The 16,232-nt window shown below is 65.6% G+C and carries 13 protein-coding genes; 10 read left to right on the top strand and 3 right to left on the bottom strand.

Translation table 11 applies throughout. From position 1 onward, the window contains the following. The 3 genes from icmH to tssJ all read right to left on the bottom strand — a co-directional run bounded on the left by icmH (position 1) and on the right by tssJ (position 2,965). Positions 1-792 (bottom strand): type IVB secretion system protein IcmH/DotU, encoded by a 792-nt coding sequence (gene icmH / locus K5L94_RS13550; RefSeq protein WP_040007497.1) that lies wholly within the window; start codon positions 790-792, stop codon positions 1-3. Then, entirely contained in the window at positions 792-2,126 is a 1,335-nt protein-coding gene (gene tssK / locus K5L94_RS13545) for a type VI secretion system baseplate subunit TssK (RefSeq protein WP_053450038.1), read from the bottom strand. Before tssK ends, icmH begins: the two co-directional genes overlap by 1 nt. Positions 2,127-2,341: 215 nt before the next feature. After that, on the bottom strand, positions 2,342-2,965 hold the full coding sequence (tssJ, locus tag K5L94_RS13540; protein ID WP_053450037.1) for a type VI secretion system lipoprotein TssJ: 624 nt from the start codon (positions 2,963-2,965) through the stop codon (positions 2,342-2,344). A 238-nt stretch (positions 2,966-3,203) separates the two neighbouring features. Here tssJ and K5L94_RS13535 point away from each other — a divergent pair, with 238 nt between their 5' ends. The 10 genes from K5L94_RS13535 to K5L94_RS13490 all read left to right on the top strand — a co-directional run bounded on the left by K5L94_RS13535 (position 3,204) and on the right by K5L94_RS13490 (position 16,207). Next, on the top strand, positions 3,204-3,827 hold the full coding sequence (locus tag K5L94_RS13535) for a tetratricopeptide repeat protein (RefSeq protein WP_087944931.1): 624 nt from the start codon (positions 3,204-3,206) through the stop codon (positions 3,825-3,827). A 30-nt stretch (positions 3,828-3,857) separates the two neighbouring features. Continuing rightward, complete coding sequence (gene tssB, locus K5L94_RS13530) at positions 3,858-4,358, top strand: type VI secretion system contractile sheath small subunit (RefSeq protein WP_006465402.1); 501 nt, start codon at positions 3,858-3,860, stop codon at positions 4,356-4,358. 3 nt (positions 4,359-4,361) lie between these two features. Next, positions 4,362-5,852, top strand: a complete 1,491-nt coding sequence (gene tssC, locus K5L94_RS13525) for a type VI secretion system contractile sheath large subunit (RefSeq protein ID WP_040007501.1) — start codon at positions 4,362-4,364, stop codon at positions 5,850-5,852. Between the two features lie 146 nt (positions 5,853-5,998). Further along, positions 5,999-6,496: an Hcp family type VI secretion system effector gene (locus K5L94_RS13520; RefSeq protein WP_006465355.1), complete on the top strand. Its 498-nt coding sequence runs from the start codon at positions 5,999-6,001 to the stop codon at positions 6,494-6,496. A 126-nt stretch (positions 6,497-6,622) separates the two neighbouring features. Next, positions 6,623-7,111, top strand: a complete 489-nt coding sequence (tssE, locus tag K5L94_RS13515) for a type VI secretion system baseplate subunit TssE (RefSeq protein ID WP_006465264.1) — start codon at positions 6,623-6,625, stop codon at positions 7,109-7,111. Further along, a complete protein-coding gene (gene tssF / locus K5L94_RS13510) occupies positions 7,111-8,946 on the top strand; it encodes a type VI secretion system baseplate subunit TssF (protein ID WP_008268648.1) in 1,836 nt (611 codons plus the stop codon). The genes tssE and tssF overlap by 1 nt, the downstream gene beginning before the upstream one ends. After that, positions 8,910-10,001, top strand: coding sequence for a type VI secretion system baseplate subunit TssG (gene tssG, locus K5L94_RS13505; protein WP_006465179.1), 1,092 nt, complete (start codon positions 8,910-8,912; stop codon positions 9,999-10,001). Before tssF ends, tssG begins: the two co-directional genes overlap by 37 nt. A 66-nt stretch (positions 10,002-10,067) precedes the next feature. Further along, complete coding sequence (tssH, locus tag K5L94_RS13500) at positions 10,068-12,821, top strand: type VI secretion system ATPase TssH (protein ID WP_053450035.1); 2,754 nt, start codon at positions 10,068-10,070, stop codon at positions 12,819-12,821. A 23-nt stretch (positions 12,822-12,844) separates the two neighbouring features. After that, positions 12,845-13,195 carry a hypothetical protein gene (locus K5L94_RS13495; protein ID WP_006465048.1) on the top strand — a complete coding sequence of 117 codons (351 nt, stop codon included), beginning with the start codon at positions 12,845-12,847 and terminating at the stop codon, positions 13,193-13,195. Positions 13,196-13,315: 120 nt separating this feature from the next. Next, positions 13,316-16,207 carry a type VI secretion system Vgr family protein gene (locus tag K5L94_RS13490; protein ID WP_274510648.1) on the top strand — a complete coding sequence of 964 codons (2,892 nt, stop codon included), beginning with the start codon at positions 13,316-13,318 and terminating at the stop codon, positions 16,205-16,207. Positions 16,208-16,232 lie beyond the last annotated feature (25 nt).

Below are 16,232 nucleotides of genomic sequence, written 5' to 3'. Positions count from 1 at the left end.
TCATGGCAGGGTGATCGTGATGTGGGCAGTGCGCTCGGGCATCTGCACCACGTCGTTGTAGGCCGCCAGCTGCTGGCGCGTCTCATGGCCAAGATAGGTGCGCATGCCGAAGAAGGCGACGATGCCAAAACAGCCGACCACCACAGCCGGCAGCCACAGCGGCACCACGCGGCGCAGGCTGTGGCGAACATTGTCCGGCGGCAGCGCGTGAGGTGCGAAACCGTGGCGCTTGCCCTTCAGGTAGACGATCTCATCGCCCAGGCGGGCGGTCAGGTAGCCCAGCTTCTCGGTGCCTTCCAGCCGGTACTTGCCTTCGAAGCCCATCAGCAGGCAGTAGTGGTAGACCTCCAGCGAAGGCAGGCGCGCGGCGCCCTGTCGGCGCAGCTCTTCCAGGCGGTCGAAGAAATGCTCGCCGGCCAGGTGCTCACCGAACAGACGCAGCTGCAGCGGGTTGCGTTCCCAGGTTTCGTGCAACGGCGAGGGCTGTGACAGGATCGCCTCGTCCACGGCGGCACAGAATGCGTACTTGGCAGCGTAGACATCCTCGGACGCCACGCCCAGGCGCATCGCATTGCGCTCCACGCCATCGAGGAACTTCTGCACCGTCTGCACGAAGCTCTCCGCATCATGCGGCAGCTGCCCGCGCTTGAGCAGCAACAGCAGGTAGAAACCGTCGGACATCAGGTCCTGCAGGCTCTGCGGGTTGGCGGCCTGCGGTGTGGGATTGGCCATCGCGCCGTTGGCGGTCAGCGACGGCATCGGGCCCGGAGTCGGGGGCAGGGGGGAATTCATCATGAGGTCACCGCCACAAGTTCCATCTTCAGCTCGGCAATGCCGGCCGGCACGTAGATCATCACCGACTGCGCCTTGAGCATGCGCTCATACAGCGCGCCGCGCGCGTCCAGTTCGAAGTAGTGGCTGCCAGGGCGCACCGGGATCGCAGCAGGCACCTGTGCGGCATGGGTCAGCTTCACGCCCGGCAACGCAGACAGCACGCACTTCTCCACGTCATCCGGCGCGCCGACCTTGAACCGCACCGGCACGCTCTGGATCAGTTCCTGTGCCGGCAGCGACGCCGACACCGACAGGTAGAACGAGGCGTTGCCATCGATGCGCTGCGAGTCCAGCCGGCCCAGGTGGTAGGAGGGCTTGATCTCGTTGAGCGCGATCTTGAAGTAGCGCGTGGAAATCACCGTATCCAGCAGTGCGCGCACGATCTCCAGCAGCTTGCGGAACGAGGCTTCCGGCTGATCGTGGCGATACACCGGTAGGTCGCCCAGCTGGTAGGCATTGGAGAATGTGAGCAGTGCGCCGGCCATGCGCAGCAGTTCCTGGTGCAGGCGCTCGGGATGCAGCTGCGGATGATGCAGCAGATGCGCCAGTGCACTGAACGAACTGTTGATGGTGTGCAGCAGCCAGAACGAGGCGATATCGCCGGAGCGGAACTCGATGATGTTCTGCGAGGTCTGCCGATGCAGGCCATACAGTGCGTCCACCTTGGCCTGCAGCGCGTCGAGCACCGCGCGCAGTTCGCGGTGCAGGAACGGCGAGGCCTGCAGCTGCGCGCACGGCGGAATGAACTCGTCATCCAGCTCGAAGCCGCCGCTGGAGGTGCGCCGCACGCGCGCCACCGGCACGGTGGCGTAGGCATCGCGCGGCTGATCATCGGTCAGCAGCTTCACCGCCTTGCTGAGGAAGGCCAGTTCGGCTTCCACCGCATCGGTGAACAGGTCCTGGGTGTCACGATTGGCCTGGCGGTAGCGGGCCAGCGCGGTGCCCTCGGCATCGGCGCAGTTGGCGCCGTCATCGCGCAGCAGTGGCAATGCCAGGTAGACCACGGTGGACTGCACGCCCGGCGGCAGATCCTGCAGCGACACCGCATCGGGCAGGCTGTCATGGGCCGGCGCGTCGTAGGTCTCGCCATCGGGAAACACCGCCGAGAGGTCGAGCGGACGCAGCGTGCCGCCGGCAAGTGCATGTGGATCGAAGCGCACCCGGCGCGCACCCCAGGCATAGGGATGCAGCGTCTGCGAAAGGTCCTGCAGCCGCGCTTCGTGATAGGCGTCCTGACGCTGGAAATGCTGGGGGCGCAGGAACAGCCCTTCACCCCAGAGAACCTTCGACATCCTGCTTACATAAGCCACGTTCAATCCTTGGAAATAGCTCAAAAAAATCGCCCTGGCGGGCCGGTTCCGTCATCGTCGCGCTCCGCTGCGACAAAACTCCCCATCCAGTAATGTGAAAACGTGAGTCGCTTCTCACATTTAGCGGGCCGGGGCAAACCTTGCACTGGCGATACTATCGCATCGACGAATTTGGGTGCCAGAATTCCGGCGCGATATTATTTCGCGCCTGCACAACGGATTGATGCAAGACTGCCCGGATCTCCGGAAATGCGCGTCAACAAGGCTTTGCTGTCACTGGTCAGCGCACAGGCATGGACGCCGATGGTGACCCCGTCCTGCGGCAGGGTCTTGCCCTTGGTGTCGAATGCGAGCCGCCAGCGATTCTCGGCCGGGGCGCGGAACAGGGCGACCACGCCAAGCACTGCACTTCCTTCACTCAACTGCTCGGACAATTCCTGCCGGGCACCGGGGGTCAGTACGACTTCGTTGACCGACAGCAGGTCCGCACCCAGGGCCGCCTGCTCGCCAGCCTGGTCCAGGAAGGCGTTGAAGGGGGCCTGTTCGAAGCGCTGCAGACTGCGCAGGTGGTAGATCTTGACCACCGCGGCAGTGGCCCGCTTGTCATTGCCGGCATTGAGGTTGCTGCCGGCATACAGGCGAAGCGGGACGATCGGGGGCGCCTGGGGTTTTTCCTCACGGATGCCGACCGCCTGCAGGGTCTTGTCCATCGCTTTACCCAACTTGCTGTCGCTGGCGCAACCTGCCAGGGAGCCGGACATAATCAGGGAGAAAATCGTGACGGAGATCACGCGGCGGAATCGGAAAAGTTGCGCATTCATGTGCAGTCGGCGGGCTCGGAGTGCGGGGTAAAAGGTGCGCGTATATGCGTTTTTGCTCGCGAATATCACATCGGGATGTGAAGAGTGTGTCTACCGGATTCGCCATATTCTTGACGAAATTCACTATACCGGCGCGTATTCGCGAATGTACACTGCCGCCGACAGGGGCAGGAATCCCGTGTGTTGTATCGGCGGAGATTCGGCTTCCTTTAGGAACTAATTTCGACGAGGGATCACTATGGAAGTGAAGGCAATGGGGAAGGCTGTATACCGGCCGATGTTCGCGCTGATGATGTTCTCGGGCCTGGCGGCCTGCGCATCGGCACCGAAGAAGGCCGAGGTCGTGCCGTTCGAAACCACGCTGAGCAACGCGGAGGCGCAGGTGACCGCTGGCGGTGCCGATGCCGCGATCAGCGCGTTCGAAGTGGCGGCCAAGGCCGACCCGACGCGCAAGGAGCCGTGGGTGCGCATCGCACAGCTGCAATTCGATCAGGGCCAGTACGCCCGCGCGATCGTCGCGGCGGAAGAGGTGCTTCAGCGCGATCCCAACGATCTGGTGGCTGATGGCGTGATCACCGTTGCCGGTTTCCGCGTTGCCAACCAGTCGCTCACTCGTCTGCAGGGGCGTGGTGCACTGGCGTCGGACACCGCACGCAAGGAAGCACAGACGCTGGCCACCACCCTGCGCAACACCATGGGTGACGCGATTCTCGATCCGACGCCCAAGCCCAAGCCGCGCAGCCGCGCCCGCGCAGGCCGTGCCGTCGCTCCGGCCGCCAACGCGCAGCCCGCCGCCACGCAGCCGGCCAAGCCCGCTGCCCGCTCGAACACCTCCGATCCGTTCCAGAACATCGGCAACTGATCCGGAACCGGCCCCAGTCAGGAGACACTCATGGCCAAGAAGGAAAGCATCCAGAAGCGGCTGCAGAAGATCCGCCCGCCGCGCGTCCAGCTCACCTACGATGTGGAGAAGGGTGACGCGATCGAGCAGAAGGAACTGCCGTTCGTGGTAGGCGTGATGGGCGATTTCAGTGGCAACCCGGAGCAGCCGCTGCCGAAGGTGAAGGATCGCAAGTTCGTCAACGTCGATCTGGACAACTTCGATGAAGTGATGGAAGGCATCGCGCCGCGCGCGGTGTATCGCGTGCCGAACAGGATCAGCGACGAAGGTGGCGAGTTCGGCGTCGAGCTGAAGTTCAACTCGATCGAGGATTTCCGCCCCGAATCGGTGGTGGAGCAGATCGAGCCGCTGCGCCGGTTGCTCGAGTCCCGTACCAAGCTGGCTGATCTTCGCAACAAGCTGGCTGGCAACGAGAAGCTGGAAGACCTGCTGACCGATGTGCTCAACAACACCGAGCAGCTGAAGAAGCTCGGCGTGACCAAGGAGGACTGACCCATGTCAGCTGAAGCCAGCCAGTTGGCCGCCCAGGCCGTCGAAACCGAAGAGGTGGGCCTGCTCGACCAGATCGTCGAGAAGAGCAAGGTCGCCAAGTCCAAGACCGAGCATGATCGCGCCAAGGACATCATCGCCGCCCTGGCGAAGGAAGTCCTCGACGGCACCGTGGTGGTCTCCGACAACCTCAACCTGACCCTTGACGCACGCATCGCCGAGATCGACCGGATCATTTCCGAGCAGCTCAGCGCGGTCATGCATGCCGAGCCCTTCCAGAAGCTGGAAGGCAGCTGGCGGGGGCTGCATTACCTGTGCCAGCAGACCTCCACTGGCCCGAACATGAAGATCAAGGTCTTCAATTCGCCGCAGAAGGACCTGGTCAAGGACTTCAAGTCGGCCATCGACTTCGACCAGAGCGCGCTGTTCAAGAAGGTCTACGAGGAAGAATTCGGCACGTTCGGCGGTGCACCGTTCGGCGCGCTGATCGGTGACTACTTCCTGGGCCGCCAGCCGGAGGACATGTACTTCATCGAGCAGATGTCGCACGTGGCCGCAGCGGCGCATGCGCCGTTCATTTCCGCGGCCGGCGAAGGCATGTTCGGCCTGGAAACGTTCACCGACCTGGGCAAGCCGCGTGACCTGGCCAAGGTGTTCGACACCGTCGAGTACGCCAAGTGGAAGTCGTTCCGCGAGAGCGAGGACAGCCGCTACGTGGGCCTGACCATGCCGCGCTTCCTCGGCCGCCTGCCGTACAACCCGAAGGACGGCACCACGGTCGAGGGGTTCAACTTCGTCGAAGAGATCGAAGCGGCCGACCACAGCAAGTTTCTGTGGTGCAACACCGCCTACGCGATGGGTGCGCGCCTGACCCAGGCGTTCGAGAGCTTCGGCTGGTGCGCGGCCATCCGCGGCGTGGAGGGCGGTGGCCTGGTCGAAGACCTGCCGACCCATACCTTCCGCACCGACGATGGCGAAGTGGCGCTGAAGTGCCCGACCGAAGTGGCGATCACCGATCGTCGTGAAAAAGAACTCAGTGACCTCGGCTTCATGCCGCTGGTGCACTGCAAGAACACCGACTACGCCGCGTTCTTCGGCGCACAGTCGGCACAGAAGCCGAAGAAGTACAACACCGATTCGGCCAATGCCAACGCGATCCTGTCTGCACAGCTGCAGTACATCTTCGCGGTCTCGCGCATCGCCCATTACCTCAAGGCGATGATGCGCGAAAAGATCGGCAGCTTCGCTTCGGCGGGCAACGTCGAGGAATTCCTGAACCGTTGGATTGCCCAGTACGTACTGCTGGACGATAACGCGTCGCAGGAAGCCAAGGCGCAGTTCCCGCTGCGTGAAGCCTCTGTGCAGGTTTCGGAGGTGCCGGGCAAGCCCGGTGTCTACCGCGCGGTGGCCTTCATCAGGCCGCATTTCCAGCTCGATGAGCTGTCTGTTTCGTTGCGTCTGGTCGCCGAACTGCCGGCGTCCGCGAAAAAGTCGTAACGATTTGCTTCAACTGAAGCGTCCAGGGGAGTCCGCTCCCCGGATTGCAGTGACGCTTATTTCAAGAGGGCGTAGCCCCCCTTAACCGCCAGGCCCGCGCCTGGCACATCAAATCTCACGGAAGAACGGAATTTAGGAGACCAGATATGCAGCACGCTTTCCTCTCGATTGACACCATCAAGGGCGAGTCGCACGACGACAAGCACAAGGACTGGATCGAAATCCAGTCGTTCTCGCAGGACCTGTTGCAGCCGCGTTCGGCCACCGCGTCGACCTCCGGCGGCACCACCGCAGCCCGCGTGAACCTGTCCCCGATCGAAATCACCAAGTCGATCGACCTCGCCTCCACGGCCCTCAACCAGGCCGCCTCCAACGGCACCACCTTCCCGAAGGCGCAGATCCAGTTCATGCGCGCCGACAAGGACGGCAACGCGATCAATTACTACACGGTCGAGCTGCTGAACGTGCTGGTCCACCGCGTCACCACCACGGTGGACAAGGAAGGCATGCCCCAGGAAGTTGTTCAGTTGAGCTTCGGCGCCATCAAGTGGACTTACCAGCAGCAGAAGCCGGAAGGCGGAGTTGGTGGCAAGACCGTCGCGCAGTGGAGTGCAACCAAGAACATCCCGAACTACACCGTGTGATGTTGTGTCGCTGCGATGGCGCCTCGTGCGCCATCGCAGTCTGATCGCCGGGCAAGGCCAGGAACGGCCTTGCCCTTGATGCACCGCTGCCGCCCGCACGGATGCCGAACCTGAGTGGATCGACCAATGAAGGGACTCGAACCCAGCCTGCTGGAAAAACTGTTCGACGACGCCCCCAAGCAGACGGGCGCCGGGCCGGTCTTCAAGTCCGTCTCGCTGGAGCAGTACAAGGAATCCATCGCCCGCGACCTGGAGGGGCTGTTGAACTCGCGCGCCGCGTTCCAGGAAGGCGACATGAAGGAATTCCCCAATTGCCGGCAATCGCTGCTGACCTACGGGTTGGCGGACTTTTCCGCGATGAGCCTGGCCAACGCCTACGATCGTGCTGCCATCTGCCGCTCGCTGGAGCAGGCCGTGGCGCGCCATGAGCGCCGCCTGCGCAACGTCAACGTCCATCTGGATGCGGGCAACCAGTTTGCCGGCGGGCTGCATTTCACCATCCATGCGCTGCTCGACCTGGAGCCTGCGCGCGAGCCGGTCAGCTTCGATGCGATGCTGCAACCCTCGACCCTGCAGTACCAGGTCACCCGCGCACGTCGCACGCAGGCCGCCTGATGCAGGACCTGCTGCCTTACTACGAACGCGAGCTGGGCTACCTCCGCCGTTACGGGCGCGAGTTCGCCGAGCGCTACCCGAAGATCGCCGGTCGCCTGCAGCTCTCCGCCGAGGGCAGCCAGGACCCGCATGTCGAGCGCCTGATCGAGGCCTTCGCGCTGCTCAGTGCGCGCGTATCCAAGCGCATCGAGGATGACTATCCCGAGTTCACCGACGCACTGCTGGATGTGCTCTATCCGCACTATCTGCGGCCGTTCCCCTCCTGCTCGATCGCCCATTTCGATACCGAAGGGGTGGCCTCCAAGCTGAGCGCGCCGGTACGCGTGCCGCGTGGAACCGCCGTCCAGAGCCGTCCGGTCCGGGGCGTGCCCTGCGATTTCCGTACGGCCTACGATGTGGTGCTGGCGCCGGTCGGCGTGCAGCAGGTGGTGTATCGCAGCGTCGCCGATGCGCCAATGGCGACGACCCTGCCGGCCGGAACCGGTGGCCAGATCTCGATGGGCTTCCAGCTGCTGTCCGATCAGCTGGGTTTTCACCAGTTGGGTACCGATCGCCTGCGCCTGTTCCTCGATGGCGAGCCGTCGGTACGGGCTGCGCTGCGCGATGCCCTGATGCTTGGCGTGAAGGCGGCCTACGTCGAATCCGATGGCGACGGACGCTGGCGGCGCCTGGACAGCGTGCCGTTGAGCCCGGTCGGGTTCGCCGACGATGAGGCCCTGATCGACTTTCCGGCGCGCTCGCACCCGGCCTATCGGCTGTTGACCGAACTGTTCGCCTATCCCGAGAAATTCGGCTTTGTCGACCTGCACCTGCCGTCGGTGACGGCGGGCGCCAGCCGACGCTTCACCCTTCACCTGGTGCTGCACGCCCAGGGCCAGGACCGGGGCAACGCGATGGTGCTGGAGGAGCTCGGCGCACACAACGTGCGCCTTGGCTGCACGCCCATCGTCAATCTGTTCCGCACCAGCGGCGAGCCGATCCGTGTCACCCATCGTACGGTGAACTACCCGGTGCTGGCGGATGCACGCCGCGCGTTCGCCTATGAAGTGCATTCAATCGACTCGGTGCACCGCATCCGGCAGACGCCGCAGGGCGAGCTGATCCAGGCATTCCGGCCGTTCTATTCGCTGCATCATGGCGAAGACCCCGAGCGCACCGGCCAGTACTGGGTGGCGCGGCGGGACGAAGACATCGCGCGGCAGAGCCCGGGTTTCGAAACCGAGATCAGTTTCGTCGACCTGTCGTTCAATCCGGTACTGCCGCAGACCGATACGGTCAGCCTGGAGCTGACCTGCAGCAATCGCGACCTGCCCAACCAGCTGGCGTTCGGCGTGGCCGGGGGCGACCTGACCATTGAGGGCGGCAGCCCGGCCAAGGCGATCAGCCTGCTGCGCAAGCCGACCAAGCCGCTGCGATTCCGCCATGGCCGCAACGCGCAGTGGCGCCTGATCTCGCACCTGTCGTTGAACCAGCTGTCGCTCACTGCCAGCGGGCTTCCGGCACTGAAGGAGATGCTGCGCCTGTACGACCTGTCCGGCAGCAATGTGTCGGCCCGCCAGATCGACGGCATCCTCGAGCTGCAGCAGACGCCGGTGACCACCTGGATGCACGGCCGCCAGTTCGCCTCGGTGGTGCGTGGCCTGGAAATCCGCTTGACCATCAATGAGGCCCATTTCGTGGGAACCGGCGTGGCCGCCTTCGCCCAGGTGATGGACCACTTCTTTGCACTCTACGTGCATGCCAACAGCTTTACCCGACTGGTGCTGGTATCCGGCGACAGCGGAGAGGAGATCGTCCGATGCCCAGCGCGCAGCGGCGAATCGATCCTGGCGTAGCCCAGCAGCTGCTGGCCGAACCACACCGCTTCGAGTTCTTCCAGGCGGTGCGCCTGCTTGAGCAGGTGTTCCAGCGCCAGGGCGTCAAGCCCGGCCAGGCGGTGCCGATGCGCGTGCGCTTCCGCAACTCGCTGTCGCTGGGGTTTCCGGCCACCGAGTTGTCGGCCGAGGGCGAGGTGTATTCGCTCAAGGGTGAGCGGCTGTTGGACCGCGAGGCCGTGGAACAGGCGCTGCATGGCGAGGAACTCGCCGAGGTCCACCTGACGCCGCAGTTCATGGGCTTGCTGGGGACGGCCGGTGCGTTGCCCCTGCACTACACCGAAACCCTGCAGCTGCGCGAGCTCTACCAGCGCGACCGGACCGCGCGGGCGTTCCTGGACATCTTCTCCACCCGTGCGGTGTCACTGCATTACGCTGCCTGGAAGAAACATCGCCTGGCGCTGCAGTACGAGCTGGATCGCCGTGAGCGCTTCCTGCCGCTGGTGCTGTCGTTGCTGGGCATGGGCATGAGCGAGCTGCGCGACCGCCTGCACGAGGGCGACGGCGAGATCTTTGACCAGGCGGTGGCCTATTACGCCGGCGCGGTGCGGCAACGACCGGTCTCGGCGGCGCTGATGCAGCGCGTGCTGTCGGACTATTTCCAGGTGCCGCTGCACCTGGAGCAGTTCGTGGGCGCGTGGTACCGGGTGCCGCCGGGGCAGGCGACCCGCCTGGGCCAGGCCAACGCGGTGCTGGGCGCCAGCGCGCTGGCCGGAGACCGGGTGTGGCAGCGCGACCTGCGCCTGCGCCTGCGCATCGGGCCGCTGCGCCGCGACCAGTTCGATGCGTTCCTGCCGGGTGGCAGTGCCGCCGAAGCGCTGTCCAAATGGCTGTCGCTGCTGACCGGCGGCATTCTTGAGTATGAAGTTCGCCTGGTGCTGCGGGCCGAGGATGTGCAGGGCAGCGCACTCGGTAGCGCAGGGAGCGTCCGCCTGGGCTGGGACAGCTACCTGTGCACCCGGCCGCAGGATACCTCGCGTGAGGACACCACCTATGGCATCCACACATTGCAATGACACTGCGCCGATGGCGTCCGCGCCATCGGCCCCCGAACGGTTCCAGCAAGGAGTGCGCGTTTCCGCATGAGCATCAACCTCAAGACCCTGATCAGCAAACTGGACGACACCTGCCGGCAGGCCGCCGAACGGGCGGCGAACCTGTGCATGGCACGCGGCAACTACGAGGTGGACCTGGAACACCTGTTCCTGGCCCTGCTGGAACAGCCGCAGAGCGATTTCGTGTTGATCGCACGGCGCAGCGGCATCCTGCCCGAGTCGCTGGAACGCGATCTCAACGACGAGATCAGCCAGTTCAAGACCGGCAACAGCCGCACTCCGGTGTTCTCCCAGCACATTCCCAAGCTGTTCGAGCATGCCTGGCTGATCGCCTCGCTTGACTCGGAAACCACCCGCATCCGCAGCGGCCATCTGCTGCTGGCCCTGCTGACCGAACCCGACCTGGCGCAGCTGGCTTACCGGGGCTCCAAGCTCTTCGTGCGCTTCAAGCGCGACGAGCTCAAGCACGACTTCGCCAAGCTCACCGAGGGCTCGCAGGAAGCGGTGCAGACCGTGCGCTTCGCCGATGCCTCGGCCGGCGGTGAAGCGGGCGAGGACGAGGGTGCGGTGCCGGGCGAGGCCAAGGGCGGCCTGTCCAAGACGCCGGCCCTGGACCAGTTCACCACCAACCTGACCCAGCGGGCGCGCGATGGAAAAATCGACCCGGTGATCGGCCGCGATGGCGAGATCCGCCAGGTGATCGACATCCTGATGCGCCGCCGCCAGAACAATCCGATCCTTACCGGCGAGGCCGGCGTCGGCAAGACCGCCGTAGTCGAGGGGCTGGCCCGCCGCATCGCCGACAAGGACGTGCCGGACGTGCTGCAGGGGGTGGAGCTGCACACCTTGGACATGGGCCTGCTGCAGGCTGGCGCCAGCGTCAAGGGCGAATTCGAGAACCGCCTGAAGAACGTGATTGACGAGGTCAAGAAGAGCCCGCATCCGATCATCCTGTTCATCGACGAAGCGCACACCATGATCGGTGCCGGCGGTACCGCCGGCCAGAACGATGCAGCCAACCTGCTGAAGCCGGCACTGGCTCGCGGCGAGCTGCGCACCATCGCCGCCACCACCTGGGGCGAGTACAAGAAGTACTTCGAGAAGGACGCCGCGCTGGCGCGCCGCTTCCAGGTGGTGAAGGTCGAGGAACCGAGCGAGGCGCTGGCTGCGGCGATGCTGCGCGGCATGGTCGGGCTGATGGAGGCGCACTTCAACATCCGCGTGCTGGATGAGGCGGTGACCGAAGCGGTGCGCCTGTCGCATCGCTACATCAGTGGCCGCCAGCTGCCGGACAAGGCAGTCAGCGTGCTCGACACCGCGTGTGCAAAGGTCGCGCTGGGGCAGAGCGCCACTCCGGCGATCATCGAAGACACCCGCAAGCATCTGGACCGGCTGCAGGCGGAGATTTCCGCACTTCAGCGCGAGACGGCCGGTGGCAGCGACCAGCATGGCGAACGCCTGGCTGAACTGCATGCACAACAGGCCGAAGCGCAGGCCGTGCTGGCCAGCAACGAAGAGCGCCTGGGCCGCGAACGTGACCTGGCCGGCCGCATCGCCGTACTGCGCCAGCAGATGGAGCAGGGCGAGGCTGCATCGGGCGATCCCGAGCCGTCCAACGACGACAACGAAGGCGATGTTGCCGTGGCCAAGCCGGCTGCCAAGCGCGGCAAGGCCAAGGCCGAACTCTCGCCGCAGCATGCCGAGCTGGCGCGGTTGCAGGCCGAACTGCGTGAGCTGCAGGGCGAAACCCCGATGGTGCCGTTGCAGGTCGACGGCACCGTGGTGGCCGAAATCGTTTCGGCCTGGACCGGCGTGCCGCTGGGTCGCATGGTCAAGGACGAAATCCGCACCGTGCGTACGCTCGGCAATCTGTTGGTCGAGCGCGTGATCGGCCAGGACCATGCACTGGATGCGATCGCCCAGCGCGTGCGCACCGCCACCGCCAAGCTGGAAGACCCGAACAAGCCGCGCGGCGTGTTCATGTTCGTAGGCCCGTCCGGCGTCGGCAAGACCGAGACCGCGCTGGCCCTGGCCGACATCCTGTATGGCGGCGAGCGCAAGCTCGTCACCATCAACATGAGCGAGTACCAGGAAGCGCACAGCGTGTCCGGCCTGAAGGGCTCGCCGCCGGGTTACGTGGGCTACGGAGAGGGTGGCGTGCTGACCGAAGCCGTGCGCCGCAACCCGTACAGCGTGGTGCTGCTGGATGAAGTCGAGAAGGCCCATCCGGACGTGCTGGAAATGTTCTTCCAGGTGTTCGACAAGGGCATGATGGATGATGCCGAAGGCCGTGAGATCGACTTCCGCAACACGCTCATCATCCTTACCTCCAACATCGGTTCCTCGCAGATCATGCAGGCCTGCCTGAACAAGCCGGCCGAAGAGATCCCCGGCGCGGAGGCATTGTCCGACGCGCTGCGCCCGGTACTGATGCGCACCTTCAAGCCGGCCTTCCTCGGTCGCCTGAAGGTGGTGCCGTATTACCCCATCAACGATGACGTGCTGGCGCAGATCATCACGCTCAAGCTCGGCCGCATCCGCGACCGCGTCATCGCCAATCACAAGGCCACCTTCAGCTGGGACGACAGCCTGGTGGAGGCCGTGCTTGCACGTTGCACCGAAGTGGACTCGGGTGCGCGCAACGTTGACCACATCCTCAATGGAACCCTGCTGCCGGAAATCGCCGAGAGCGTGCTGGCGGCAATGGCCGAAGGAAACCGGATCAACGCCATCAAGGTCACCGCCGGCAAGAAGGGTGACTTCAAATACAAAGTGTCATGACACTGAGCAGAAGGAGAACGCTGATGGAATTCTATGGATTTGACCGCGAAGCGGCCCTCAACCACTGCGACAGCCTGGAACTGGGGCTGGGCCGTGAACTGGACCGCGTGCGTGCCTGGAACCGGCTGCGCCCGGAGCATGTGATCGAGCTGCTGGACACGGCCGTGCCCGCCGCCCGCCAGGATGCCCGCAACGTCGCCGCGCAGATCAGCCGGGGTTCGTGGCGCATCCACATGGATGCCCCGGTGGTTGGCAAGCCGCAGCTGGTGAGCAACGTACGCGAACTGCAGATCACCGCCGGCGGCCGCGATTACCGCCTGAAGATCAGCGAGGGCGTGCGCCTGCAGCTGGAAGAGATCGTCCAGGCTGCCTGACGGACGTGCGTGCCTGTCGCCCCGGCCGGGGCGCAGGCCGCGCGCACGCGGGAAGCGGAGTACACCGATGCGCATGCCGCATGCAGACCACCTTGAGGTACGGGAAGTAGGGGAAGCACCATGGATCTGGTAAACAACCTGCGGGCAGCCTTGGCCGGCCCCTCGCACGCACAGCGCTTCCTGCGGCTGCACACGTCGCTGGGGAGCGATGTGCTGGTGGCCGAAACCCTCGATGGCGTCGAGCAGATCGACGGCATGGGTTTCCAGTGGACGATCACCGCACTGTCGCTGGATGCCGGCCTGTCACTGGCACCGCTGATCGGGCAGGGTGCGCTGCTGCAGCTGCAGCAGGCTGACGGCAGCCTGCGCCCGTTGCACGGTCGCATCACCGCCGCCGAGCGGCTGGGCAGCAATGGCGGCCTGGCGCGCTATCGGCTGCGCCTGCAGCCGTGGCTGGCGTTCCTGTCGCAGCGGGTGGACAGCTACGTCTTCCACGACAAGACCGTGGTCGAGATCGTCGAGGACCTGTTCGCCGACTACAGCGGGCTGGCACCGGCCTGGCGCTGGTCGCTGGGTGACGCCAGCCAGTACGCGCGGCGCAGCCTGACCACGCAGTACCAGGAAAGCGACCTGGCCTTCGTGCAGCGGCTGCTGGCCGAGGAGGGCATCTATTACTGGTTCGAGCATGCCGGCGAGCCCGGCGGCGCGGACTTCGGCACGCATACCCTGGTGCTGGCCGACCATAGCAACGACACCACCGAACTGGGCCGCGTGCGCTTCCATCGCCGCGACGAGAGCGAGCGCAGCGACAGCGTGCAGCAGTGGTCCACCGCGCACCGCTGGCGGCCGGGCAAGGTCGAACGTACGACCTGGGACTACCGCACCCTGGAGCGTCGCCAGGCCAGCGCCGAGGCCGAGCAGGGCAACGACCTGGGCATTGTCGACCGTGATACCTGCGGCCCGTATGGCTGGCAGGACAACGCACGCGGCCAGCGCCGCGCGCAGCAGCATCTGGACGCGCTGCGCGTGCGCACCCATACCATCGACGGCGCCGGCCAATGGCGGGCATTGGCACCGGGCGCGCGCTTTGGCCTGTCGCAGCATCCGCAGGTGGGCGAGGACGCACAGTTCCTGTGCCTGTCGGTGCTGCACCAGGCGCGCAACAACCTCGATGCCGACGTGTTCGACGCTCTGGAACAGACCCTGGGTCCGTCCAGCGTGGCGGTGCCGGCGCTGCCGGATGCGCTGTCCGGGCTGGCCTACGGCCAGGCGCCGGGCGAGGTGTCCACCGCCTTCTACGATAACCGCTTCGTCGCCATCCCCGCCGAAGTGAACTACCGGCCGCAGACCGAGGACGGCCACGGCGCGCACCTGCATCCGCGGCCGACCATCACCGGCACGCTCAGCGCGATCGTGGTCAGCGACGGCGACCCGTTGCTGTCCGACCGCGACCATCGCATCAAGGTGCAGTTCCCGTGGCAGCGCGGCGGCAACGCCAGCAGCGGCCTGGCCCATCCCGGCGGCGACGACAACGCACCGGCCAACGGAGGCGCCTGGACCTGGGTGCGGGTGATGACCCCGTGGGCCGGCGACAACTGGGGCGGGGTGGTGCTGCCGCGGCGTGGGCAGGAAGTGCTGGTGGCGTTCCTGGAAGGCGATATCGACCGCCCGGTGGTGGTCGGTGCGGTCTACAACGGCCGTGGCCAGCAGGACGCACAGCACAACCAGATCAACGGCGGGGGCGCCACCGCCACCGGCAACGCCGCCGCCTGGTTCGAGGGCAATGACCACGCGGCGGTGTACACCGGTTTCAAGAGCCAGGCGCTGGCCGACAGCCAGGGCGGCACCGGCGGCTACCAGCAGCTGCGCTTCGACGACACGCCCGGGCAGGGCCGCGCGCAGCTGTCCACCACCCAGCACGAGACCACGCTGACCCTGGGCCACCTCAAGGGCGGCCAGGACAATGTGCGCGAAGGCGAGCGGGGTTTCGGCGTGGAGCTGTCCACCCAGGCACAGGGCGCGCTGCGTGCCGGACGCGGCCTGCTGCTGACCACCGAGCAGGGCTCGCCGCAGATGGCCGCGCCGCAGGCATTGAGCCAGCTGCAGGAAAGCCAGCAGCTGCTGCAGCAGCTGGCCGAATCGGCCGCCAACCAGCAGGCGCAGCTGCCCGGCGAGCCGACCGAGCTGCCGGTGGACACCACCCTGACCGAGCTGCAGGAGACGCTGCGCGCCACCCACAGCGGCAGTGCCGCCGGCAGCATCGCCGGCGGCGATGGCGAGGCACCGGGCTGGAGCGCGCCGGTGCTGCTGGGCAGCGGTGTGGCCGGCGTGCTGAGCCTGACCCCGGCCGACCAGGTCTGGGTCAGTGGCACCCACACCACGCTGGCCAGTGGCGTGGCACTGAACTGGATGACGCAGGGCTCGCTGACGATGGCGGTGGCCGGCGGTCTGGTGATGTACACCGCCGGCGTGCAGCCCAGCGGTGAAAGCCCGAACCAGGAGCGCGGCATCGCGCTGCACGCCGCGCAGGGCAAGGTGAGCGCGCGTGCGCACAAGAACCAGATGATCGTGGCGGCCAAGACCAAGGTACGCATCGCCAGTACCGAAGCGGACGTGCAGCTGTCGGCGCCGAGCAAGCATCTGCTGGCGACGGCGGCGGGGGCCTACATTCGCATTGAGGGCGACAACATCGAGCTGGGCGCGCCGGGAAAAGTGGAGTTCAAGGCCAGCCAGCGGGAGTGGGTGGGGCCGGCGAGTGTCAACGCGCCGCTGGTACTTCCTAATCCAGCTGACGCCTACAAGCTCAAGTACGTGCTTCGCGATTTCGCGGGACAGCCGATGCCGAACTCACCGTATGTGCTTGTGATGCCCGATGGCAGTGCACGGGAAGGTACCACCAATGCGCAGGGTGAAACCGAGCAGGTGGTGACCAAGGGCCCGCAGAACATCCATCTCTTCGTCGGCGACGGTGAAACCAAGCACGAAGGCTATTACCTCAACGACGAAGCGTAAGCGCGCAGACCGTTACGGCGCGACA

Origin of the sequence: Stenotrophomonas forensis (assembly GCF_028752115.1) — a bacterium.
Taxonomy (GTDB): Bacteria; Pseudomonadota; Gammaproteobacteria; order Xanthomonadales; family Xanthomonadaceae; genus Stenotrophomonas; species Stenotrophomonas forensis.
This window is presented reverse-complemented; position numbering and strand designations above follow the sequence as displayed.